Annotated in this window: 23 protein-coding genes and 1 tRNA gene; 9 read left to right on the top strand and 15 right to left on the bottom strand. The window is 65.1% G+C overall.

The features are described 5' to 3' along the window. The first annotated feature begins 144 nt into the window (after window positions 1-144). On the top strand, window positions 145-612 hold the full coding sequence (locus tag IEV62_RS08470; RefSeq protein WP_188446472.1) for a DUF2269 family protein: 468 nt from the start codon (window positions 145-147) through the stop codon (window positions 610-612). 2 nt (window positions 613-614) lie between these two features. Here the strand turns inward: IEV62_RS08470 and IEV62_RS08465 are convergent, their stop codons facing one another. After that, complete coding sequence (locus tag IEV62_RS08465) at window positions 615-1,022, bottom strand: EVE domain-containing protein (protein ID WP_188446470.1); 408 nt, start codon at window positions 1,020-1,022, stop codon at window positions 615-617. A 145-nt stretch (window positions 1,023-1,167) separates the two neighbouring features. On the opposite strand from IEV62_RS08465, the gene IEV62_RS08460 reads away from it, so the two are divergent. Together IEV62_RS08460 and IEV62_RS08455 are read left to right on the top strand one after the other, a co-directional pair. Next, window positions 1,168-1,569 (top strand): hypothetical protein, encoded by a 402-nt coding sequence (locus IEV62_RS08460; protein WP_188446468.1) that lies wholly within the window; start codon window positions 1,168-1,170, stop codon window positions 1,567-1,569. Between the two features lie 94 nt (window positions 1,570-1,663). After that, window positions 1,664-1,939 (top strand): DUF3297 family protein, encoded by a 276-nt coding sequence (locus IEV62_RS08455; RefSeq protein WP_188446466.1) that lies wholly within the window; start codon window positions 1,664-1,666, stop codon window positions 1,937-1,939. Between the two features lie 147 nt (window positions 1,940-2,086). Here the strand turns inward: IEV62_RS08455 and IEV62_RS08450 are convergent, their stop codons facing one another. Together IEV62_RS08450 and IEV62_RS08445 are read right to left on the bottom strand one after the other, a co-directional pair. Next, entirely contained in the window at window positions 2,087-2,884 is a 798-nt protein-coding gene (locus tag IEV62_RS08450; protein ID WP_188446464.1) for a LytR/AlgR family response regulator transcription factor, read from the bottom strand. Beyond that, complete coding sequence (locus tag IEV62_RS08445) at window positions 2,881-4,017, bottom strand: sensor histidine kinase (protein ID WP_188446461.1); 1,137 nt, start codon at window positions 4,015-4,017, stop codon at window positions 2,881-2,883. Before IEV62_RS08445 ends, IEV62_RS08450 begins: the two co-directional genes overlap by 4 nt. A gap of 158 nt (window positions 4,018-4,175) precedes the next feature. Here IEV62_RS08445 and IEV62_RS08440 point away from each other — a divergent pair, with 158 nt between their 5' ends. Beyond that, complete coding sequence (locus IEV62_RS08440) at window positions 4,176-4,772, top strand: HD domain-containing protein (RefSeq protein ID WP_188446459.1); 597 nt, start codon at window positions 4,176-4,178, stop codon at window positions 4,770-4,772. Window positions 4,773-4,850: 78 nt separating this feature from the next. Here the strand turns inward: IEV62_RS08440 and IEV62_RS08435 are convergent, their stop codons facing one another. The 6 genes from IEV62_RS08435 to IEV62_RS08410 form a co-directional block, all read right to left on the bottom strand. After that, window positions 4,851-7,526: a TonB-dependent receptor gene (locus IEV62_RS08435; protein ID WP_188446457.1), complete on the bottom strand. Its 2,676-nt coding sequence runs from the start codon at window positions 7,524-7,526 to the stop codon at window positions 4,851-4,853. A gap of 184 nt (window positions 7,527-7,710) precedes the next feature. Then, window positions 7,711-9,783: an NAD-dependent DNA ligase LigA gene (gene ligA, locus IEV62_RS08430; RefSeq protein ID WP_188446455.1), complete on the bottom strand. Its 2,073-nt coding sequence runs from the start codon at window positions 9,781-9,783 to the stop codon at window positions 7,711-7,713. Between the two features lie 198 nt (window positions 9,784-9,981). Next, window positions 9,982-10,263: a hypothetical protein gene (locus tag IEV62_RS08425; RefSeq protein WP_229732955.1), complete on the bottom strand. Its 282-nt coding sequence runs from the start codon at window positions 10,261-10,263 to the stop codon at window positions 9,982-9,984. Window positions 10,264-10,281: 18 nt separating this feature from the next. Next, complete coding sequence (locus IEV62_RS08420; RefSeq protein ID WP_176496810.1) at window positions 10,282-10,488, bottom strand: cold-shock protein; 207 nt, start codon at window positions 10,486-10,488, stop codon at window positions 10,282-10,284. A gap of 426 nt (window positions 10,489-10,914) precedes the next feature. After that, the gene (gene recN / locus IEV62_RS08415; RefSeq protein WP_188446453.1) at window positions 10,915-12,579 is read right to left on the bottom strand and encodes a DNA repair protein RecN; all 1,665 of its coding nucleotides are present in this window, start codon (window positions 12,577-12,579) and stop codon (window positions 10,915-10,917) included. 161 nt (window positions 12,580-12,740) lie between these two features. Further along, window positions 12,741-13,691, bottom strand: coding sequence for an outer membrane protein assembly factor BamD (locus IEV62_RS08410; protein ID WP_188446452.1), 951 nt, complete (start codon window positions 13,689-13,691; stop codon window positions 12,741-12,743). Between the two features lie 113 nt (window positions 13,692-13,804). On the opposite strand from IEV62_RS08410, the gene IEV62_RS08405 reads away from it, so the two are divergent. Then, window positions 13,805-14,629 carry a class I mannose-6-phosphate isomerase gene (locus IEV62_RS08405; protein ID WP_188446450.1) on the top strand — a complete coding sequence of 275 codons (825 nt, stop codon included), beginning with the start codon at window positions 13,805-13,807 and terminating at the stop codon, window positions 14,627-14,629. 154 nt (window positions 14,630-14,783) lie between these two features. Then, window positions 14,784-15,950: a glycosyltransferase gene (locus IEV62_RS08400; protein WP_188446448.1), complete on the top strand. Its 1,167-nt coding sequence runs from the start codon at window positions 14,784-14,786 to the stop codon at window positions 15,948-15,950. Between the two features lie 159 nt (window positions 15,951-16,109). On the opposite strand, the gene IEV62_RS08395 is transcribed toward IEV62_RS08400, so the two are convergent. The 5 genes from IEV62_RS08395 to yajC all read right to left on the bottom strand — a co-directional run bounded on the left by IEV62_RS08395 (window position 16,110) and on the right by yajC (window position 20,725). Beyond that, window positions 16,110-17,300, bottom strand: coding sequence for a DUF3089 domain-containing protein (locus tag IEV62_RS08395; RefSeq protein WP_188446446.1), 1,191 nt, complete (start codon window positions 17,298-17,300; stop codon window positions 16,110-16,112). A 54-nt stretch (window positions 17,301-17,354) separates the two neighbouring features. After that, a complete protein-coding gene (locus IEV62_RS08390) occupies window positions 17,355-17,735 on the bottom strand; it encodes an Mth938-like domain-containing protein (RefSeq protein WP_188446444.1) in 381 nt (126 codons plus the stop codon). Beyond that, window positions 17,735-18,691, bottom strand: a complete 957-nt coding sequence (gene secF, locus IEV62_RS08385; RefSeq protein ID WP_188446442.1) for a protein translocase subunit SecF — start codon at window positions 18,689-18,691, stop codon at window positions 17,735-17,737. The genes IEV62_RS08390 and secF overlap by 1 nt, the downstream gene beginning before the upstream one ends. A gap of 104 nt (window positions 18,692-18,795) precedes the next feature. After that, on the bottom strand, window positions 18,796-20,376 hold the full coding sequence (secD, locus tag IEV62_RS08380) for a protein translocase subunit SecD (protein ID WP_188446440.1): 1,581 nt from the start codon (window positions 20,374-20,376) through the stop codon (window positions 18,796-18,798). A 4-nt stretch (window positions 20,377-20,380) separates the two neighbouring features. Further along, complete coding sequence (gene yajC, locus IEV62_RS08375; RefSeq protein WP_188446439.1) at window positions 20,381-20,725, bottom strand: preprotein translocase subunit YajC; 345 nt, start codon at window positions 20,723-20,725, stop codon at window positions 20,381-20,383. A gap of 147 nt (window positions 20,726-20,872) precedes the next feature. Here yajC and IEV62_RS08370 point away from each other — a divergent pair, with 147 nt between their 5' ends. From IEV62_RS08370 to IEV62_RS08360, 3 genes are all read left to right on the top strand, one after another. Further along, complete coding sequence (locus IEV62_RS08370; RefSeq protein WP_188446437.1) at window positions 20,873-21,184, top strand: putative quinol monooxygenase; 312 nt, start codon at window positions 20,873-20,875, stop codon at window positions 21,182-21,184. A gap of 69 nt (window positions 21,185-21,253) precedes the next feature. Beyond that, entirely contained in the window at window positions 21,254-21,925 is a 672-nt protein-coding gene (locus IEV62_RS08365) for a hypothetical protein (protein WP_188446435.1), read from the top strand. Window positions 21,926-21,991: 66 nt separating this feature from the next. Further along, window positions 21,992-22,068 (top strand) — tRNA-Pro (locus tag IEV62_RS08360). 32 nt (window positions 22,069-22,100) lie between these two features. Here IEV62_RS08360 and IEV62_RS08355 read toward each other — a convergent pair. Continuing rightward, the gene (locus tag IEV62_RS08355) at window positions 22,101-23,480 is read right to left on the bottom strand and encodes a hypothetical protein (protein ID WP_188446433.1); all 1,380 of its coding nucleotides are present in this window, start codon (window positions 23,478-23,480) and stop codon (window positions 22,101-22,103) included. Window positions 23,481-23,493: the final 13 nt, after the last annotated feature.

Below are 23,493 nucleotides of genomic sequence, written 5' to 3'. Positions count from 1 at the left end.
GCCACCCGTCCGGCATCGCTGGTGGCACGCAAGGCTTCGACAGCCCCGGATCAAGTCCGGGGCCGAACGGCGGGAGAGTTTACCTCCGACGTCGTGCGCGGCATTCGCATTTGACCGTGCCGGGATCGCGGATAGAAATCGCGCATGGCTTACGAAACGGCAAAGTTCATCCACATCCTCGGCATCATCATGCTGCTCGGGAACGTCACCGCGACCGCAATCTGGAAATTCTTTGCCGACCGCAGCAAGGACCCTAAAATCGTCGGGTTCGGGCAACGCCTCGTCACGCTCACCGACTGGAGCCTCACCGTATGGGGTGCGGCGCTGACGATGATCGGCGGCTACGGTGCCGCTGCAATCGCGCAGATGGATCTCATGTCCGAACGCTGGCTGGTGCTCGGCCAAATCCTGTTCGTGGCCTCGGGCGCATTGTGGATCGGCATCCTCGTCCCGCTGCAAATTCGCATGGCGCGGATGGCGCGGGCATTCGAGGCTGGCGACACCATCCCGGACGCCTATTGGCGCGCCAGCCGCATTTGGTTCATCGTTGGCCTCGCGATTACCGTCCCGCTGGTCGCTGCCGCCTGGGTGATGGTGGCCAAGCCCAGCTGACCCTATTGCGTGTCCGCGCCGGATGCCGTGATCGCGTCCCATTCCGCCGCGCGCACCGGCGATACGCTGAGCCGCGACTGGCGCAACAATTCCATGCCGGCCAGGCGCGGCTCGGCCTTGATCGCGGCCAGCGTAACCGGCCTTGCCAACGGCGCGAGCGGGGCGATCTCGACTGAGACCCAGCGCGCTTCGTCGCCATCCTGCTGCGCTGTGCGCGTCACTTCGACCGTGCCGACAATCTCCTTCGGCTTGCCGCTGTGGTAGAAAAAGGCGCGGTCGCCGACCTGCATCGCCTTCAAGTGCAGCGCGGCCGCGGCATTACGCACCCCGGTCCATTCGGTACGCCCCTCGGCCAGCAAATCGTCCCAGCCATAGGTCGTGGGTTCCGATTTCAGCAGCCAATAGGCCATGTCCCGTCTCTCCTTCGCTGAACCCCGGTTAAACGGACCGTTCCGCACGCATTCAGGGCGACTCGATTATTCGATGCAACAGGCTATCCCATTGGTGCGTTGTTTGGCGATGCATGAGGGGCTGCTGGAACGAGGAGATTTTGCAGTGAACAGTGTCATGAAACAGATCGGTCTCGCCGTGGCGCTTGGCGCGACCGCGTTGACGGCAGCGGCCCCGGCCGAGGCACAGCGTTGGCGCGGCGGCTATGGCGGCGGGTATCGCCATTATGACCGCGACAATGGCGGCACCGCGATCGTCGCGGGGATCGCCGGGCTCGCCATCGGTGCGGCAATCGCGTCGAACCGCAACGATCGCTATCGCGACGATTATTATCGCGAGCGTGGCTATGATCGGTATTACGACGACAATTACTACCGCGCGCACAATTTTTATCCGAGCGACGGCTATTACGCCTATCAGCGTCGCGGCGACTATAGCCGCTGCTATATCGAGCGTCGCTACGATCGGTATTATGATCAGGAGGTTCGGGTCCGCGTTTGCCGCTGATCCGATCGCGCGGGGACGACACGGCGCGGGGCGCGCTCCCCGCGCCGTTTTCGTGTCTGGCGTTGCGCGACAATTTGCGTCATGAGCCGCGTCCATGAGCGACACAGATCTCCCGCCCGACCGCCTTTCTTCCAACCCGCGCAGCCCGCATTATGACGAGGCCGTGCTGGCCCGCGGCATCGGCATCCGCTTTAAGGGGCTGCAACGCACCGACGTCGAGGAATATAGCCGTTCCGAGGGCTGGATCCGCGTCGCGCTCGGCAAGAAGGTCGATCGCCACGGCAACCCGCTAACGCTGAAACTGTCGGGCGAGGTTGAATCTTTTTTTGAGAGTCCCGCGCCGGGCGGTGAGTCCGAAGCGACCGAATAACGCGCGGGCACCCCCGCATCCCCAACCCCGTTCGGGCTGAGCCTGTCGAAGCCCTCCTTGCCACAAGAGCCGTCGGATGTGTGGCAAGCAGCCCTTCGACAAGCTCAGGGCGAACGGGGAAGTGCGTCATTCTGAACGCGCGACTCGTTAGTGGACGAACCGCGCAACCACATCGCGGTACGACCGCGACACCTTAACTTGCGCGTTCGATTGCAGCACCAGGAAGCATTCGCCATTGGTGTGCGGCTTCACCTCTTTCACCAGATCGAGGTTGACGATCGTCGAGCGATGCACCCGCTGGAACCGGCGCGGGTCGAGCCGCCGTTCGAGGTCCTTCATCGTCTCGCGCAGCACCAGCGAATTGTCGCCGGTCTTGATTACCATATAATCGCCGGCTGCCTCGATCAGCTCGATCGTATCAACATCGACGCGGAAGATCTGGCCGCGATCCTTGATATTGATCAGCTTTTCGAAGCGGTTCGACGACACATGCTCGGCATCGCCAAGATTTTCGACAGATTCGGGCGCAATCTCGGCGATCACTTCCTTCAGCCGGTCGGCTTCTTCGACCCCGCGCTTCTCGGTCAGGCGCTGGCGCACGCGGTCGAGCGTGTCGGCAAGCCGCGATTCCTCGACCGGCTTCATCAGATAATCGACCGCGTCGGTCTCGAACGCCTTCAACGCATGGTCGGAATAGGCGGTCACGAACACGAACAGCGGCGGTTCGACTTCCATCAGCCCCTGCACGACCGAAAAGCCGTCGAAACCGGGCATCTGGATGTCGAGGAAGACGAGGTCGGGCTTGTTGGTCTTGATCGAGCGGATCGCCTCGCGGCCGTTCTGGCAGGTATCGATGATTTCGACATCGTCATGCGCGGCAAGGCGCAAGGCGAGGCCCTGGGTAGCAAGTTTTTCGTCATCGACGAGGATGGTGCGGATCGTCATGCAGAGTCTTTCCTAGGTTCCTCGAACTGGAACGGGATTTCAATTTCGACCCCGAAACCGCCCCCCGGGATCGATCGCGTCTCGAAACTGTGATCGGGCCCGTAAGCCTGAGCCAGTCTCTCCCTGATATTGGCGAGCCCAACCCCGGTTGAAAGGGATTGAATCGCCAACGAAACGCTTGACCGGTTCTTCGCCTCGTTCAAGCCGGGTCCGGTGTCGGATACGACGATCTGCACCCGATCCCCGGCGAGCCGCGCGACGACCGCGATTTCGGCACCATCCTCTTGCGGCGTTACCGCATATTTAATCGCATTTTCGACCAACGGTTGCAGCAGCAGCGACGGCAGCCGCGCCTTGGCGACGCGCGGATCGAGTTCGAAGCTCGGGCGCAAGCGTTCCTCGAAGCGCATCTTTTCGATTTCGAGATAGAGTTTCAGCGTCTCGAACTCCTGCTGCACCGTCACATGCGCGGTCGGCTCGTTCGCCAGCGTGTAGCGCAGGAACGACGACAGCCGTCCAAGCATCGCATTGGCGCGCTCGGTTTCCTTGAGCAGCACCAGCGTCGAGATCGAATTGAGCGTGTTGAACAGGAAATGCGGGTTGAGCTGGTAGCGCAGCATCGCGAGCTGTGCCGAGGATGCCGTGCTTTCAAGTGCTGCGAGCTGGTCGATCTGATCCTCGACGATCAGATAGAAATTGATCCCGAAATACAGCGCGGTCCACCCGGCAAGCACGGTAAAGTTGAGGAAGATCGCTGCCAAGACGCGGGCAAAGGTCAGCCCAGGCGGCGAATCGCCAACGAACGAAAATGAAAAGGCGTCGAGTACGGCGTAAAGCAAGGTCGCCACCCCCAGAGTCAGCACCGTCAGCACCGCCATCGCGAAGCGCGGCTGGCGGCGGTAAATATGGTACAGCGTCGAGAGCAGCAGCGTGACGCTATATCCGATGATCGATTCGAACATGATGGGAACCAGCAGCTTCAAATCCGCCGCCCCGGCGATGCTCGACACAGTTGGGGCGGCGCGAAGGATCAGATACCCGCTCCACCCGACCGCTTGCAGCGTCCAGAAGGCGCGGCTCTTATCTTCGAAGAACGGCCGCGAGAAAATCGTAGGGCGGGTGAACAGCGGCATGCGGGCCTTCTAGACCGGCTGGGATCGATGCGCAAAGTGCACCCGCCACCCCGGTCTTGTGCCGGGGTCCGCGGTGCCGCATACTTTGCCGACGTTGCGCTCGCGGACCGGTAGACCCCGGCACAAGGCCGGGGTGACGAGGTTTAGGAGAGAGAGCCATGAATCACCAGCCCGAGCGCGCGCAGTTCACCGCGATGGAACACGGCACGCAAGCCGATTGGACGCTGATCTCCGGCCATTTCGGCCAGTTCGCGCGCAGTTTGCCGAGCCGTGTGCTGACACATTTGAGCTTGCTCGACGGCGATTATGGCGGATTCCCGGTCGACCGGCTGCAACATTCGCTCCAGACCGCGACGCGCGCGCATCGCGACGGGCGCGACGAGGCCTATGTCGTCATGGCGCTGCTCCACGACATTGGCGATACGCTCGGCACCTACAACCATCCCGAGATCGGCGCGGCGATGCTGCGGCCGTTCGTGTCGGAGGAACTCCACTGGATCGCCAACACCCACGGCGTGTTCCAGGGCTATTATTTCTTCCACTATATCGGCGGCGACCGCGACCTGCGCGAGCAGTATCGCGGCCACCCGCATTTCGAGGCATGCGCCGAGTTTTGCGAGAAATACGACCAGGCGGCGTTCGACCCGGCCTATGACAGCGCGCCGCTCGCCTTCTTCGAGCCGATGGTCGGGCGTGTCTTCGCGCGGCCGATCACCTCGATCTACGCCAAGATTGGGGAGGCTGAGGCGGCCTGACCTCGGTTTCGTTGACGCCGGACATGAAAAAGGGCCGCTGTCCGGTTGGACAGCGGCCCTTTTCCGTCGCGTAATCGCTTAGAAAGCGACCTGCAGCGCGATCGACCAGCTGCGCGGCGAAGCGGGCTGGAAGGTCGGGTTGGAGCCGCCCAGGCCGGTCGCGGTGGTGATCCCGGTTCCGGTGACGAGCCCAGCGACGTTGGTCGGCAGCGACGATTGCGAACTGATCGACCCAAGGTATTGGTTGTCGAGCAGGTTGTTCACGTTGAGCTGCAGATAGGTCTTCTCCATGCCGAGACCGCCCAGGCTGAGCCGCGCGTCGAGATCGACCGTGTCATAGGCACCGAGCACGACGTCGTTCAGATCGGTCGCGGTGCGCGACGAGACATGCTTGAAGTTCATGCCGAACGACACCGGATCGAAGCGAACCTGCGAGCGCAGACCGTAGGACCAGGTCGGCGTTTCGACCAGCTTCTTGCCGGCGAGCGGCAGCGTGACGAGGCTGCTGATGACCAGATTATCCTGATACTTGGCGTCGATATACGAACCGTAGCCGCGGACCGAGAACCACTTGACCGGACGTACGTCGAGCGTCGCTTCCAGGCCCTTGATTTTCACCCGGCCGACGTTGCGGTCGATCGACAGACCGAATGTCGGGCTCGACTGGTCGAGATCGTTCGAGGTGACGATGCGGTTCTTGAAGTTGTTCAGGAAGCCGCCGAACGTCGCCTGTACCATTGGCGACGAGTACCGGATGCCCACGTCGTAATTGTTGGTGGTTTCGGGCGTCACATTGACGACCGGCGCGCGATAAAGGTTGTCGGTACGCGGCGCCGAAAGACCTTGGGCGAAGGCGGCATAGAGCTGGAAGCCGCCGCCTGGGTTTACGGTGAAGCCAACGTTTGGCAGGACCTTGCGATAGTTATACGACTTGCTGAACGGTGCGTACACGGCGTTGCTCGGCACGCCGCCCGTGAACACCGTGTTGTTCGGGATCAGGTAGTTGCCCAGCGTCGATGCCTGCGCCGAGGGGATGAGCGTCGTGCCGAGCACTTGCGAGGTGCAATACGGGTTGCCGCTCGACGCGAACGTGTAGCAATATTGGTTGAGCTCGCGGTGGAAGAACGGCGCGCGCACACCGAGCATCACTTCGAGGATATTGTCGAAGAACTTGCCGCGATATTCGCCCGAAACCTGGTTCAGCTCGGCGATCGAGAAGCGATCGCGCTGACGCAGGAAGTAGCCGTTGATGTCGTTTACCTGCGCCGCACCACCGCGACCGCCGAACGGGTTGGCGGGGTTGCCGATCGAATCGAGCGGCGTCCACTCACCGGTCTGACGGTGACGACCGTAATCCAGCGCGTACGCGATACGGATCGACTGCTTGTCGGCGAAATCCCAGCGCAGCGACGACAGCAGGGTATAGCGGTTGGTGTTGGTGGTGTTGGGCGCATAGAATGCGACGGTGTCGAGCGTGTCGCCGTCGCCGGAGAAATCGCGACCGACCGCGCCGCCGGCGCGCGCCTGCACCGAACTCTCAGACAGCGTGGTGAAGCCGCCGCCATTGGCGAGGACGTACTGGTAGCCGGCGTCGACCGTGAAGGTCAGGTTCGGCGTGATCGTGAACTTCGAGTTGAAGCGCACGTTGCCCGTGTTCGACGGGTTGAGGCGCACACCGGCATAGTTGGTGCAGCTAGTGTCCTGACCGCCAACCGTCTGCGTCGTCAGCTGATCCTGCCGCGTCACGAAAAAGTTGTTCGGAATGACGGTCGAGGACTGCGCCGTGGCGTTGTCGCTTTGTGCCGTGCCATTTACGAAGGTTGGGCGGGTGCAGAGCGGGTTGTTGTCGAAATTGAAGCGACCATCGCCCGCAAGCGGCGTAGCGACGCTGGTTCCCGTTGTGGTCAGGCCGGTCGTGCCGGTCGGGACGCCGTTCAGGTCGACTTGCGCCTGGAACAGCGAGAGCGAGCGGTACGAGGTGTTGCGGTTGCGGTTGTAATGGCCGGCCAGCGAGATGAAGTCACCGTTGCTGAAGCTCTTGTACAGACGCGCGTTGAACTGCTCCTTGTGCAGATCGCCGACGCCGCGATATTTTTCGGCCTGCAGGACCGAGGCCGAAACGAAGCCGCGGATGCCGGTGTTGAAGATGTCACCGGTCTGGATCATGCCGAACGCGCGCGAGATGCCGCGGCCCGCATAGCTCGTGCCATAGCTGCCACGCGCGAGCGCACCGAACTTCTCGCTGGGGACGATCGTGCGATAGTTGATCGTGCCGCCTGACGATGCCGCGGTCGGGCTGTCGACGTCGGTCGTGCCCTGGTTGACGTTGACCTGGTCGATGATCTCGGGGTCGAGCTGCTGGTTCGAGAAGATCGCATAGTTGCCGGTGTCGTTCAGCGGCAGGCCGTCGAACGTCAGCGAGATGCGGTTGCCGTCGAAGCCGCGGATACGGATGTTGCCGCCTGATGCACCGGTCGGATCGTTGTTGGTGAAGTTGACCGAAGGAACCTGGTTCAGCGCTTCGAGAACGGTCTGGCCCGGCGAAGAAGTCTGCAGGAATTCGTTGTTCAGGATCGTGCTCGCCTTTGGCGTCGTACCCGATGCAACGCCGGTCGAGCTGCGCGGCCCGCGCGTGCCCTTGACGACGATGTCACCCGAATCTTCCGATGCGATCGTGCCGGACGACTGCGCGAACGCCACACCCGGAATCAGCAGCGCAGCAAAGGCCACGCTCGTGAAAAGCTTCATCTTCATGATATTCCCCTTAGAATCTCGAAACTGCCTGGGGGCCGGCATTACAAACCGTACCACCCCATCGCGACTGCCCCTTGCACGCGATATATTTCGGTTGAATGACAGTCGAGTCATGTTGCCATGAGTCATGACAAACGCTTCATGCTGCGTTGCAAAAAAGCATCACAATCAGGCCGTTTCGGGATTATCGCGCGGCAGCGACGATCTCCGCCCAACGCGCCTCGTCGATCACCGAAACCCCTAAATCTGCGGCTTTTTTAAGCTTCGATCCGGCCCCCGGTCCGGCCACGACCAGGTCGGTCTTGGCCGATACCGAGCCCGCCACGCGCGCGCCCAGCGTCTCGGCCTGCGCCTTGGCTTCGTCGCGACTCATCGTCTCCAGGCTGCCGGTGAACACCACGGTCTTGCCGCTGACCGGCGACTCGCGGACGTTCGACACATAAGCAAGCGGCGAAACTTCGCCGAGCAAATCGGCCCAGGCATCGCGGTTATGTGCTTCGGCGAAGAAGTCGATCAGCGCCTCGGCGACGACCGGGCCGACCCCGTCGACCGATTCGAGTTCGGCGCGCGCCTCCGGCGTTTCCGGCGCGGCGGTGGCGATTTCGGCGATCCGCGCGACCGTGCCGAACGCCTTGACCAAATCGCGCGCGGTGACTTGCCCGACGTGACGGATGCCGAGCCCAAACAGGAAGCGCGCCGGATCGGGTTGCCGCTTCGCCTCAATCGCCGCGAGCAGATTCGCGGTCCACACCCGCCCATCCTTCTTGCGCGCTAGCAATTGCGCTTCGGTAAGACGGAAGATGTCGGCGGGGCTGTGGATCAGCCCGTCATGGAAGAAGTCCTCGATTTGCTTGAGGCCGAGGCCTTCGATGTCGAGCGCGGCCCGGCTGACGAAATGGCGCAGCCGTTCGATCCGTTGCGCCGGGCAAATCAGCCCACCGGTGCAGCGGATATCGACTTCGCCGTCTTCGCGCACCGCGTCGGACTGGCATTCGGGGCAGACGGCGGGAAAGGGCCACGCACCGCGGCTGGCATCGGGCGTGCGATTCTCGACGATTTGCGGGATCACGTCGCCGGCGCGCTGCAGCACCACGCGGTCGCCCGGCCATACGCCCAGCCGTGCGATCTCATCGGCATTGTGCAGCGTCGCATTGGTAACGACCACGCCGCCGACGGTAACGGGGGTCAGCCGCGCGACGGGCGTGAGCTTGCCGGTGCGGCCGACTTGAATGTCGATCCGCTCTAGCGTCGTCTCGGCGCGCTCGGCCGGGAATTTGTGCGCGAGCGCCCAGCGCGGTGCCTTGGCGACCGCGCCCAACCGCCCCTGCCAGTCGAGCCGGTCGACCTTATAGACGACGCCGTCAATATCGAACGGCAAGTCGGCGCGGCGGCGTTCGATCTCGGCATAGTGTGCGAGTGCCGCGTCCATCCCGTCGAACCGCACGAGCAGATCGCTGACCGGCAGGCCCCATTCGGCGATCGCCTGCATCACCCCGAACTGCGTGTCCGCCGGGAGCGCCGATGTCTCGCCCCAGCCATGCGCGAGGAAGCGCAACGGGCGGCTCGCCGTGACCGCCGCATCCTTCTGGCGGAGCGATCCGGCGGCGGCGTTGCGCGGGTTGGCGAATTGCCGCGCCTCCTTGGCCGTGTCTTCCGCCTCGGCGATCAAACGCGCGTTGAGCGCGGCGAAATCGGCCTTGGCCATATAGACCTCGCCGCGAATCTCGAAGATGTCGGGGGCGTCGCCGCTCAGGCGGGCAGGGATGTCGCCGATCGTCGCGACATTGGCGGTGACATCCTCGCCGACCTGCCCATCGCCACGCGTCAGCGCCTGCACCAGCCGGCCGTGCTCGTAGCGCAGCGAACAGGACAGGCCGTCGATCTTGGGCTCCGCCGTCAGCGCGACCGGCGCATCCTCGGGCAAATTCAAGAAACGCCGCACGCGCGCAACGAATTCGGTCGCCTCATCGGGGGAGAACGCATTCTCCAGGCTCATCATCGGCCGGGCGTGCGCAACCTTGGCCAGATGCGCGGCGGGCGCTGCGCCGACGACCAGCGACGGCGAATCGGCACGCATCAGCTGCGGAAACGCCGCCTCGATTGCGGCATTGCGCCGCGTCAGCGCGTCATAGTCGGCGTCCGAAATCTCGGGCGCGTCATCGGTGTGATAGGCGCGATTGTGGTGCGCGATCTCCGCCGCCAGCCGCGCCAGTTCGGCGGCTGCATCATCGTCGCTGGCGGGGAGGGGGGTGCTCATGCCGCTTGGGTAGCGGAGGGCGGCGCGCCGGATCAAGGAGCGATTGCTCGCCTATCTTCGCCCAACGCCCTTCCCCGGCGAAGGCCGGGGCCCCGTTGCGCAGCGTCCGAAATCCGGGCGATGCACGAGCCGTGATACGTCCCGCCGCTGCGCCCCGGCCTTCGCCGGGGAAGGCAACAGGGCGGGATCAGGGCGAGTTTAATCCTCGCTCGCATCCATTTCGGCGACGTGTTTGGCTTCCTCATTGACCGAGCGGCGCTCGGCGGTTTTTTCGGCGCGCGTCGCCATTTCGTCCCATGCCTTGGCGGCACGCAGAAAACGGCTGCGCACATTGTCGAGCGTGGCGGTGGAAGCGTCGGACTCGGCCTGGCGGGCACGGTCGCGATAGAAGAGGGCGGTGGTGTTCGTCGGAGGTCTCCGCGACAATAAGAGGACGAGCAAGGGTGCCGCCGCCGCTGCAAAAGCAGAGGCGTGCGACACCCCGTTTAGATGAGGCGATTATGCCTGTGCGAGCTTGACCGCCGACATCTTGCCGCGACGGTCTTCTTCCAGCTCGTACGAAACGCGCTGGTCACGATCGAGCGTCGCCATGCCGGCCGCTTCGACCGCGCTGATATGGACGAACGCATCGCCGCCGCCGCCCTCGGGCGCGATGAAACCATAACCCTTGTCGGCGTTGAAGAATTTAACGGTGCCGATAGCCATAACTGATTCCTTTGGTCCCGGCTCCGCCCGACTGGGGCGTGCCGAATGGGGCCGAGATCGAAGACGGAGGCGTCGTCCGGCCCCGGCCGGCGCATCCGATCGCTGCAGGTCAGCGGCGCGCGGGTGATCCGCAGCGAGCAGGCCGACCGAAAAGGGGGAAGCAAGAGAGCAAGAGCGCGCGTCCGATGCCATGCAAGCGGGAGCGCAGAAGGTCTCTCAGCCGCGCGATGCTTGGGGGCAGACTCGCACGATGGTTTTGCAATAGCAGATCGTTACGGGATTGTCGCGGGGTTTAGGTGGCGGCGGTCGCCCCTCTTCCCCCCTCCCTGGAAGGGAGGGGCTGGGGGTGGGTCGGTGTGGGGCTGGCGCTGCGTTCGATAACGAACCAACCCACCCCTACCCCCCCTTCCAGGGAGGGGGGGAACGCTACGCCGTCTCCAGCAGGCGCTCCGCCTGCGCCCTTGCTTCAGGCGTAATCGTCGCGCCCGACAGCATCCGCGCGATTTCCTCGCGGCGCGCGGCCTCGTCGAGTGCGGTCACCCCGGTGCGCGTTACGGTCCCGTCGTGGCTCTTGGCGATCAGCAGATGATGCTGCCCCCGCGCTGCGACTTGCGGGCTGTGCGTCACGACAAGCAATTGCGTGCCCCCCGCCAGCCGCGCGAGCCGCTCGCCGATCGCGCTTGCCACCGCGCCGCCCACGCCGCGGTCGATTTCGTCGAAAATCATCGTCGCTGCCCCGCCTTGCTCCGCGAGCGCGACCTTCAGCGCGAGGATGAAGCGCGACAATTCGCCGCCGCTCGCGATCTTGACCAGCGGCGCGAACGGCGCGCCGGGGTTGGTCGAGATTTCGAACTCGACTCGGTCATTGCCCGCCGCCGACCAATTCTCCCCCGCCGCCGCCGCGACCACGGTGCGGAAGCGCGCGGCATCCAGCTTTAGCGGCACAAGTTCGCCTTTTACCGCCGCATCCAGCCGCGTCGCCGCTTCAGACCGCGCGGCGCTCAGCGCATCGGCGGCGGCATCGTAGCGCGTCCGTGCGGCGGCAAGTTTGTCCTCAAGCGCGGCGAGTCCCTCTTCCCCGGCCTCAAGCGCCGCCAGCTTGCGCTCCAATTCGCTTGCCAATTCGGCCAGATCGTCGGGCTGAACGCGGTGTTTGCGCGCCATACCGCGCAATTCGAACAGCCGCGTCTCATCCTCCTCCAGCGTCGCCGGATCAAACCACAGATCGGCCTTCGCGATGCGCAGCCGGTCCTCGGCGACGGCCCCTTCGATCACCGCGCGATCGATCGCCGCCAGCGCATCGGCAAAGGCCGCATGGTCGCCGGCGATCCGCTCGAGCACGCGCGCCGCCTGGCGCAACTGTGACAGCCCGCCATCCGATCCTTCCAGCCAATTTTCGATTGCCGCCAAATCCTCGGCGATCTTCTCGGCGCGCTGCATCGTGCGGCGGCGATCGGCCAGCGTCTCCTCCTCGCCCGGCTCGGGCGCGAGCGCGCGCAGTTCGCCAACGGCATGTTCCAGCCATTCGCGGTCGCGTTGCGCGGTATCGATCCCGGCGCGCGCCGCCGCCAGCGCCCCCTCGGCCTCGCGCCACGCTTTATAGGCACGCGCGGTCGGCCCCGTATCGACTCGCCCGAACGCATCGAGCAAGGCGCGGTGGCCGCGCGCGTTGAGCAGCCCGCGATCGTCATGCTGGCCGTGGATTTCGACCAGCCACGTCGCCAGTTCGCGCAGCAATCCGGCTGAGGCCGGCTGATCGTTGACGAACGCGCGGCTGCCGCCATCGGCCTTGACGATCCGGCGGATCAGCAGCGGTTCGCCTGGCTCCACGTCGAGCCCGTTTTCAGTGAGCAAAGCGACAATCGGCCCATCGGCGGGCGGCGTATCGAAGGTCGCGGTGACGACGGCTTGCGCCGCCCCTTGCCGCACCAGCCCCGCCTCGCCGCGCGCGCCGAGCGCCAGACCCAGCGCATCGAGCAGGATCGACTTGCCCGCGCCGGTCTCGCCGGTCAGCACGCCCAGCCCCGCACCGAACTGCAGATCGAGCGCTTCGATCAGCACGACATCACGAATGGCGAGAGAGTTCAGCATCGTGCTGCTCCCTTTATCCGAGCTTTGTGTGTTCCGGTATCGTTCTTTTGATGATTCGCGCAGCGACGATGCCGCTCGTCTGCGAAAGCCGGAATCCAAGGTTGCACGTGCGTCATGCGACATTCCTGCTTGCGCAGGAAACCATAAATCGCCGATTCCGCTCAGCCGCCCGGATTGGGGTTGCCCGGGTTGGTCGACGAGCTTCCGACCGGTGCCGCGCTGGTGTCGCGCTTGATCTCGCGACGCTTCTTGATGTCGACCTGGGCCGGCGTCCCGGTATTGGGCACGACCGGTTCACCCGTCGCAATCGCCGCCACGGCGACCGGGGGGTGCTCGTTCGACAGTTTATAGGCGCGCGCATACCACCCAGTGCCGGGATAGTTCGCGCCGAGCACGGCGGTGGATTTGCGCGCTTCATCCGGCACGCCGAGCGCCAGATACGTCTCGGTCAAGCGCATCAGCGCCTCAGGCGTGTGCGTCGTCGTCTGATAATCGTCGACCACCTTGCGGAAACGCCCGGTCGCCGCGAGCCACTGTCCGCGTGTTTCGTAAAAGCGCCCGATCTCCATTTCCTTGCCGGCCAAATGGTCGCGCACAAGATCGACCTTGAGCCGTGCGTCGGCGGCATAGCGCGTGTTGGGGTAGCGCCGCATCAATTCGCCCAGCGAATCGAGCGCTTGCTGCGTGATCTTCTGGTCGCGCGTGACGTCGCTAATCTGCTCGTAATAGCCGAGCGAAATCAGATAATAGGCGTAAGCCGCATCGCGGTTGCCGGGGTGGATCGACAGAAAGCGCTGCGCCGACTGAATCGACGCGGTGTAATCATGCGCCAGATAGTAACTGAACGCACTCATCAACTGCGCGCGGCGCGCCCATACCGAATAGGGATGCTGCCGCTCGACCTCGTCGAACAAGGCGGCTGCGAGCTTATATTCCTTATTATCCAACCGCTTGCGCGCCGCCGTATAGAGCGTGCCGACATCGCGTGCGACGTACGGAATGTCGCCCTTGGTGCGGTTGCGCGCGCAGCCGGTGGTGACGAGCGCGGTTCCGGCGATCAGGACGACCGCGAGGCTGCGGAGGAGGGGCGAGCGGGTAAGGGGGGTACGCATCGGAGCCGGTCTTAGCGCAAGCGCGCGTCGGCAAACAATCCTTTTCGGCGAACGGATCGCTTGGCCCGAACGATGCGTTGTTCTATTCCTTGTCCGACTGGAGATCGCGCACCGTGACCGCAACCCTGCTCGCCACCAAACGCGTCGAAAAGCCCTGGGGCCGGACCCATTTATGGCCCGGTTTCGCCGATCCTGCAGCCGGTAGCGAAAAGATCGGCGAAGTCTGGTTCCAGACGCCGCATGCCGGCGAACCCGAACTGCTGGTCAAATATCTCTTCACCAGTGAGAAACTGTCGGTGCAGGTCCACCCCGACGATGCGCAGGCGCAAGCCGCGGGCTATCCGCGTGGCAAGGACGAAGCGTGGATCGTCCTCGCCGCGGAACCCGATTCGACCATCGCGATCGGCACGCTCGCACCGATGACGCACGAGGAACTCCGCGCGGCCGCGCTCGACGGGTCGATCGCGCACAAGCTCGACTGGAAACCGGTCAAGGCAGGTGACTTCATCTACAACAAGGCCGGCACGATCCACGCGATCGGCGCAGGGATCACCTGTGTCGAGATCCAGCAGAATGTCGATCTGACCTACCGCCTCTACGATTATGGCAGCGACCGCGAACTGCATCTCGATGCCGGGGTCGCGGTGTCGGATGCGGTGCCGTTCGTGCCGCTGCCGACGCCCGCGTCGGATGGCGCGGACCGCCAAGTGCTGGCCGAGGGCCCGAAATTCGTGATCGAACGCTTCGCTGGCGGGGACCGCGTGGTGGATTTGCCCGTGGGTGTGACCGCGTGGCTGGTGCCGATCGTCGGCGCGGGTGTGGTCGACGGCGTGGTGTTCTCGGCGGGCGAATGTCTCACCTTGGCCGGACGCTGCGAAATTTCGGGCGACGCGGGGAGCGATGTGGCGCTGGCCTATCCGGGGGATCAGCGGATTTAGCGTAAGGAAAGCCAAACGGCGAGCTCTGCCCGGTCGCCGACGTCGGTTGCGCTGTGGGTCTCACCGTCACCCCGGCCTCGTGCAGGGGGCCACTGCGCAGTACGGCACCACGCCGACCACCCCACGTTAACGCCTGTCATGCTATCGCCCGCATATGCTCCGCGTCCTCACGCTCTCGACCCTGTTCCCCGACGCGTCGCGCCCCAATTTCGGGGTGTTCGTCGAGCGGCAGACGCTTGGGCTGGCGGCGCACCCTGAGGTCGAACTCAGGCTGGTCGCGCCGGTCGGGATGCCGCCCTGGCCGCTGAACGCTCACGCGCAGTATGCCGGCCTCGCCAGATTGCCCACGCGGGAGACTTGGAAAGGCCTCGACACCCATCGCCCGCGTTTCACCACGCTGCCCGGCACCGGCGGACGCTTCCACGCAGGCGCGCTCACCCAGCGGCTGATCCCGCTGCTCACCGAGATCCGCCGCGATTTCGCGTTCGATGCGATCGACGCCGAATTCTTCTTCCCCGACGGCCCCGCCGCGATCGCGCTGGGGCGGCATTTCGGCGTGCCGGTATCGATCAAGGCGCGCGGCGCGGATATTCATTATTGGGGCAGCGCGCCTGCCACGGCGCACCGAGTGATCGCCGCAGGCCAAGCGGCAAACGGGGTGCTGGCGGTCAGCGCGGCGATGCGCGCCGACATGGCGGCGCTCGGCATTCCTGCGAACACGATCCGTGTCCACCACACCGGCGTTGATCTCGACCGCTTCGCCCCGCGCGACCGCGTTGCAGCCAAGGCAGTCTATGGCGTCACCGGGTCGCTGATCGTGTCGCTCGGCGCGCTGATCCCGCGCAAGGGGCATCACTTCGTGATCGAGGCGCTGGCGTCGCTGCCCGATGCGACCCTGCTGATCGCAGGCGAGGGACCCGAACGCGCCGCGCTCACTGCGCAGATCGCGTCGCTTGGGCTGAGTGACCGCGTGCGGCTCCTCGGATCGGTGCCGCACGTCGATCTTCCCGCCTTGCTCGCCGCCGCCGACGTAATGGCGCTGGCCTCCTCCTCCGAAGGCCTCGCCAATGCCTGGGTCGAGGCGCTCGCGTGCGGCACGCCGATCGTCATCACCGCTGCCGGCGGGGCCGGGGAGGTGGTGACCCACCACGCTTATGGCCGGATTGTAGCGCGTAACGCGCCCGCGTTCGCTGCCGGGATCGCGGAAGTGCTGGCCAATCCGCCCGCGTCCGAAGCGGTCCGCCGCGGGGCGGAGCGCTTCACCTGGGAAGCGAATACCGCCGGCCTGTATGAGCATTTGGCGAGCTTGGTGACGCGGTAGCTGCCAAGCTTGCCGTTTCCCGCTTCCCCGGCGAAGGCCAGGGCCCAGCAGGACAGGCTTGTGTTGGCGAGAGTTGTGCGCGCCAATCGACGGCTCGCAACTGGGCCCCGGCCTTCGCCGGGCAAGCAAACAAAAATAAAGGGCTAGTGCGACCCGGTCTCACTGCACCGCTGCGGCGGGTTGCTTCGCCAACCACGCCTTCGCCTGCGCCGCACTCAATTCGACCAGATCGCCCATCACCACCGGCATGTCGATCACGTGGAGGCCCCATTCCTTCAGGATCCCCCCACCAAACACGATATCGCCGACGATCGTGTCGGTGCGCTTGTCGGCGGGTACGGCGTTGACGGTCACCGCAAGGTAACTGAACTTGCCGCTCGCGACGCATGCCGTGCTGAGCAAGCCGGGCACTTTGACGAACGGCGTGGTGACGGGCGCGCCGTCGCTTGACCACGGCCCTTGCGGCGCGCTCGCAATCCCCGCGCCCTTCGCGCCGAGATAAGCGTCGGTCGTCGCCGAGCCACCGCCCAGCGCCGCCGGATTGACGCACGCCGCCATCATCTCCGGCTGCGGCACCACGCCGAAGCGGCTGTTCGGCGGCGGCGGTGCATCGGCGCGGAAGCTCACGTAACTGACCACACAGCCGGTATCGCTCGCGCGGTGGCAGAGCGGCGTGGATTTCAAATCACCGCCAACGTCCTTGCCCATTGGCACCGCAACATTGGTGCCGGGGATCAGCACCGAGATGATCTGCTTCTGCACCGGCGTTCCCTCGATCGCGTCGGCAACCAGCGCCTTCAGCACGCCCGACCCCTGGCTATGCCCGATCAGCACGACCCCGCGCCCGTGATTGTCATAGGCCAGATATTCGTCCCACGCCGCCTTGACGTCGTTATACGCCATTGCGCGGTCGGCGCTGACCGCCCGGCCACTCAACAGCGCTTGCAACGCCGATAACGTGACTTGCCGGTAGAGCGGCGCGAACACGCGGCAATGCTTGGCGAAGCGCGCCGCCTGATACGCCGCGACGGCGTTTTCCTCCGGCCCCGCCTTCATGTCGCTGTTCGGCGTCGGATCGAGCGAGACGGTCGGATAGACGTAGAAACAGTCGAAGGTCGGGTCCTGGGCGGCGGCAAAGCGTTCGATGCTGCGCGATCCGTCGGGCCTGACGATCGTCGCGCTCTGGTCGGCGCTGCACGGGTCGGTGCGGCCGGGCCGGCACAGCCAGCTTTGCGCGTCGGTGTAATCGGGCGTCGCCGCCGGGGTGGCAACCGGAGCGGGCGCAGTCGGCGCTGTCTGGGCCAGCGCCGGTGTCGCGATCAGCGCAATCGCTGCCAATAATGCTCTCATGTCCGACTCTCCCCCAAACAGTTTGGACAAAGGATAGCCGCACGTGGCGCGCGGTTAAAGCGGATAGAACGCGCCGATGACCCAGCGACCTTCGCCGCGCAGCACCGCCCAGGCGCGCGCGGCCGCGCGGCTGTCCATCGCCTCGACGCCGATGCCCTGCGCTTCGAGTTCGCGGGTGAAGGCAGGCGGCGGGCGCTGCAGCGTCGCGCCGGTGCCCAGCAACAGGAATTCCGCACGCGGCTCGGTCGCTAGCACCGCACCGAGCGCGGCGGCATCGAGCGTTTCGATCGGTGGCGGCGTCCATTCCGCCACCGCCTCGGGCGAGATCGTCAGCGCGCGATACACGCCCTTGAAGCTGCCCGCCTCGACCTTGAACCCGCCTGCGGAGAAGCCGGTGATGATCGGCCCGGCACCGCGCTCGGAATCGATCCGCATCAGCGGGTCGGTTGCTTGACCGGTACCGCGGCCTCGTCCGTCAGCTTCGGATCGGGCCGCAGCCCCAGCGAAATCAGCAGCGACGATGACACGTAGATCGACGAATAGGTCCCGACGAAAATCCCGAGGATCATCGCGGACGTGAAGCCGCGCAACACATGCCCGCCGAAGATCAGCATTGCGAACAACGCGAGCAAGATCGTCAGCGAGGTCATCACGGTGCGCGGCAGCGTTTCGTTGACCGACAAATCGACGATTTGCGACATGTCCATCTTGCGATAGCGGCGCATATTCTCACGAATGCGGTCATCGATCACGATCTTGTCGTTGATCGAATAGCCGATGATCGTCAGCACCGCCGCGACGATGTTGAGGTCGAATTCGAACTGTGTCAGCGCGAAGAAGCCCAGCGTCATCAGCACGTCGTGGACGATCGCGACCACGGTCGAGACGCCGAACTGCCATTCGAAGCGGAAGATTGCGAACAGGCCGATGCCAAGCACCGCGAGCACCACCGCGAGGATGCCGTTCTGGATCAGTTCACCCGATACCTTGCCGCTGACCGAGCTTTGCTGCGAGAAGGTCGCGTCGGGGAAGTCCTTGACCACGGCCGCATGCACCGCATCGACCACGCGCGCGGTGGCGCCTTCATCAGTGCTGTCGACCGGGGGCAGCTTGATCGACACGGTCTTGCCGTCGAGGCCGATCGCCTGCAGCCGCGCCTCGCCGAGCTTCAGCCGGTCGATCGTGGTGCGCAATGTGTCGGTCGAGGGGGCGGTCTTGAACTTCTCCTCGATCGTCAGGCCGCCGCGGAAATCGACGCCGAGGTTGAGGCCCTTGGCAAAGACCACAACGACCGCCGCGATCGTCAACGCCATCGTCAGCGCAAACGCCCAGCGGCGCAGCGACACGAACGGCAGGTTAGTATTGTCGGGGACGAGTTTCAGCAGGCGCATTTACAAAGCCTCGTCATGCCAGCGTATGCTGGCATCTTGTGGGGGCAGGCGCAGCACCTGCCACGTGGAGACCCCAGCCTTCGCTGGGGTGACGGAAAAGAGGATCATATATTCATATCCGTCGGGCGGGTGCGGCGGATCCACTGCACCACCAGCATCCGGGTAAAGGTCACTGCGGTGAACACAGATGTCAGAATGCCGATCAGCAGCACGATCGCAAACCCGCGCACCGGGCCGGAGCCAAAGGCAAGCATGATCAGTGCCGAAATCGCGTGCGTCGCATTCGCTTCGAAAATCGTACGGCTCGCTTCCTTATAGCCGAGCTCGACCGCCTGGATCACCGATCGCCCGCGCCGCCGTTCCTCGCGGATGCGCTCGTTGATCAGCACGTTGGCGTCGACCGCGGTCCCGATCGTCAGCACGAACCCGGCAATCCCCGGCAGCGTTAGCGTGCCGCCCAGCACTGCCAGCACGCCCATGATCACCACGACGTTGATGATCACCGCATAATCGGCATAGAAACCGAAGCGACCGTAGGTCAAAATCATGAAAATCACGACGAGCACGACCGCCAGCGCCGATGCGGTGAGGCCCGCATTGATCGAGTCCGTCCCAAGCTCTGACCCGACGCTATGCTCTTCGATCACTTTCAGCGTGATCGGCAGGGCAGAGCTGAGCGCGATCGCGAGATTGTTCGCCGATTCGACGGTGAAGCCACCCTCGATATAGCCTTGTCCGCCCAGGATGGGGGTGTTGATCGACGGTGCCGAGATCACCTGCCCATCGACCACCACGGCAAAGCGCTTGCCGACATTATTCTGGGTGATCCGCGCGAATTTCGCCCCGCCGTCGCTGTTGAAGGTGAAATCGACGATCGGCCGATTGTCCTCCTGCTTGAACGATTGCTTCGCGCTGACCAGCTCATTGCCCGTCAGCACCGCTTGCCGCTTGACGATGATCTGCGCGCCCGGTCCCTGCTCGGGATAGGGCAGCACTTGCGTGCCAGCGGGCAGGATCACGCCCGGGCTGTACGGCGTGTCGGACACCATCTTGAACTCGAGCTTGGCGGTCTTGCCGAGCAATTCCTTCAGCGCCTTGGGATCCTTCTCCCCCGGCACCTGCACGTCGATCCGGTCGGTCCCTTGACGCCGCACGTCGGGTTCCTTGGTGCCGAGCTTGTCGATGCGCGAGCGCACGACGTCGGTCGCGGTCTTCATCGCATCGTCGATCGCTTGCGTGATGCCGGCTTGCGTCGGCGTCATGACGATCCGCTGGCCGTCGGTGACGGCCACGTCCCAGTCGCGCTGCGCGGTATAGCCGACGCCGGTGGTCTGCTTGCTCAACCGCTCGCGCGCCGCATCGATTTGCCGCACGTCGCGCAGCAGGAAGCTCAATTTGCCGCCATCGGTGGCAATGTCGCCGATCGAAATGGCGGGGGCGGTCGCCATCGCGGTGACGATCTGCTCGCGCTTGGCCTCGACTCGGTCATCGACGAACTTCTTGGTATCGGCCTCGAGCAGCAAATCGACGCCGCCCGCCAGATCAAGCCCGAGGTTGATCCGCGGCAGCGGTACGCCCCAATTGGCAGTAACCGAAGACGGGATCACGCTCGGCACCGCAAGCGCCATCAGGCACCCGAGGAACAGCAGGATCGAGACGACCTTCCAGCGCGGGAAATCGAGCATTGGCTCAGTCGTTCGCTGGTTTGCCGGAGCCCGAAGGCGTCACTTCGGCAAGCGTCGCCTTGACGACTTTGACCTTCAGCGTTGGCGCGATCTCGACTTCGACGAAGCGCTCCTCGACCTTCACGACCTTGCCGACGATGCCGCCCGCCGTGATGACCGAATCACCCTTCTTGACCGCGCCGATCGTCGCGGCCTGCGCTTTCGCGCGCGCTTGCTGCGGGCGCAGGATCAGGAAGTAGAAGACGACAAAGACGAGCAGCAACGGCGCGAAATTGACGACCATCGCAAGAAAGCCATCGGGTTGCACGGCGGCGCCGGCGGTTTGGGCAAAAGCAGGGGTGGCGAACATGGGCTACCTTGGTAAAGCAGGACCCGATTGCACGAAACGGCAAGCGGGGATGGCGCGACCTTGCGGCCTCGCTACAAGCGGCGCGCGCTATCATCACTTGAACGCGGGTGCAACGGGCGTTGCTGCGCGCACCCTTCGGAGACTGCCATGACGATCCTAGTAATGGGCCATATCAAGACCGCCCCCGGCGACGCCGCGCGGATGACCGACCTGCTCACCGCGCACATGGCGACGACCGCCGCCGAGGCCGGCTGCGCGCTTTACAATTTCGCTTTTGACGCCTCCGACCCCGATACGATCCGCATTTCCGAACGCTGGGACAGCGCCGAAGCGCTCGCCGCGCACGGTGCCGCCGATCACCAGAAAGCCTTCGGCCGCGCGCTGCGCGATTTCACGGTCGTCGAGATCAGCGTGAAGGCGTGGGATGGTACCTTCTGGCGCACGCTGATCGGCGACTGACGCGTTCGCTGCGTTTCCGTTTGAGGCCAAAACCCGCGTGCTGCGTTGAGCCACGCGATGGGAGACCGCATGTTCCGTTATCTGGCCGCCGCCGTGATGCTGATCGCCCCTGCCGCTGCTTTGGCGGAGTCGGGGCGCGAGCAATTGACGCAAACCGCGTTCGCCGCGCGCGACAGGACCGTCGCGCTGGCGCAGATCGCCAGTGTCGAGGCGGCGGCAGCGGTCAGCCTCGCACGCGCCCCGGGCGATAGCGAAGCGCAGATGACGCGCGCGATGGCGGTCAGCTACCGCGCCAAACTGACGCACAGCCGTAGCGACGCGCTCACCGCAAAGGCGCAGTTCGAGGCGCTGGCTGCGAAGAACCCGCGCGATGCCGAGGCGCAGGCCGCGCTCGGTGCCTGGCATTTGAACGCGATCGAGGCGCTGGGTAGCTTCACCGCACGCGCCGCGCTCGGCGCGCGCAAGGCGACCGGCCTCGCGGCGCTCGACCGCGCGATTGCGCTTGGCGGGGGCCGCGCCTTGTTCCCGGGGCTGGCCGCCTTGCTGCGGCTGGCGACCGATCCGTCGGATGCTGCCGCCCCGGCTTTGCTCGATGCAGCGAGCCGGGGCGCCACCCCGACCCCGCTCGACCACTTGATCCAGCGCCGCGCGGTACAGATGGCGACCGTGGTCAAAGGCGGCGACACCAAGCTGATCCAGGCGCTCGCCAAGCGGCTGTTGCCGCTCGGCCAGTTCAAATGACGGACGCTGCGGCCACACAGTGGCTTGCATCTGCGCGCCACCCGGCTTAAGCGCGGCCCCCTCGGTCGGGGCGTAGCGCAGCCTGGTAGCGCATCACACTGGGGGTGTGAGGGTCGCAGGTTCGAATCCTGTCGCTCCGACCAAGAGGAACCGCTTCATCGCGCCAAGGCTTAGGTCACAAGCGCGCGACCACGCCCGCAACCACCACCATCACCACAGGTGCCGCCGCCAGGGCAAGCCGCCACGGCGGTGCCGCCCCCGTCTCCCGCCGCGCCAGCGTCAGTACGGCTGCAATCCCCACCGCCGCGATCGTCCAGAAATGATAGCGCACTTCGGAGGCGACGCTCAGCGGCAAATAACTGAAGCCGTACAGCACACCCGACCAGGCGAGCGCCACCGCCGGGTCGCCGTCCGCGAGCGACGGACGCAGCACCAGCAGCCCGATACCGAGCGCGAGCCAGCACGCCGGCCAGCCGAGCGGCGTCGTCAGGAGCCACGTCGCCGCGTGCGCGATGCCAGTCCGCACGGCGCTCGGCGGCAGCGCGAAGCCCCACGGGTTCGGGTCCGACGTGAGCGACAGCTCCGGCACGTCCGAATCGTGCACGATGAAGCGCAGGTTGCGATCGAAATGCGCCAGCCGGTGCTGCGCATAGGCAAGCGGATGGGCGAGCACCGCCGCCGCCCACCATCCGTACGGGCCGTGTCCGCTTTGCAACGGCGTCCGCAACGTCTCGAACCCGATTCCGCACGGCGCGGCACCCCACCAGGCATAACGATCCCATGATACGGGCGAATAACAGGCCGCATTCACCCCGACCGGATCGGGCGTTGCGGTCGGCGGGAAGACATCGACCCCGCTGTAACGTCCGATCCCGCCGAGATCGTAAATCACCAGCGACAGTTCGACTCCGCTGCGCTTGGCGTGGAGTGCTGCATTGGCGAGCGGCAGCGCCAGCACCAACGGCACCGCCGCCAGTACCGCACTCGCGGCCAGCCGCGGCAACGTCCGCCGCCGCGCCGCCGGCAGCGCCAGCAGCAGCACGGGCAGGCACGCCGGCACCGCATTGAAGCGCAGCGTCGCCGCCGCGATCAACACCAAGGCCGCCGCCAGCCGTATCCGCCACGCGCCGGGTTGCGCGACCGCCAGCAGCCCGCTCGCCAGCAGCAGCGCGCCAGCGAACAAACTATCCTTCAACACCGTCCCGACGAGTATGAGCGCGATCGGCGAGAGCGCGAGCATGCCAAGCATCGCCACCGGCAACCAGCCTCCGCGTCCCGCGCCGCGCCGATACGCCGCTTGCATCCACAGCCCCGTGCCGCCCCAATATAAGACAATTTGCAGCACCAGCATTGGCGCCGGCCCCGCGCCGAAAATCCCCAATTGCCGCCACAGCCAATGCATCGCGGGCGGGTGCCAATCATCATATTGGCCGCTCAGCGCCTGGCCATATTGGCGGATCGCGTCCCACGTCATGATTCCGGGCCAGAAGAGCAGGGCGTGGCCCAGCGCAAGCAGTAGGACGGCATTGATGCAGATTAAAATCGGGCGGGGCATGGTGATCGACCTG

Source organism: Sphingomonas psychrolutea, from assembly GCF_014636175.1.
Lineage (GTDB): Bacteria > Pseudomonadota > Alphaproteobacteria > Sphingomonadales > Sphingomonadaceae > Sphingomonas > Sphingomonas psychrolutea.
Note: the sequence above shows the minus strand (reverse complement) of the source record. Positions and strands in the feature narration are given on the sequence as shown.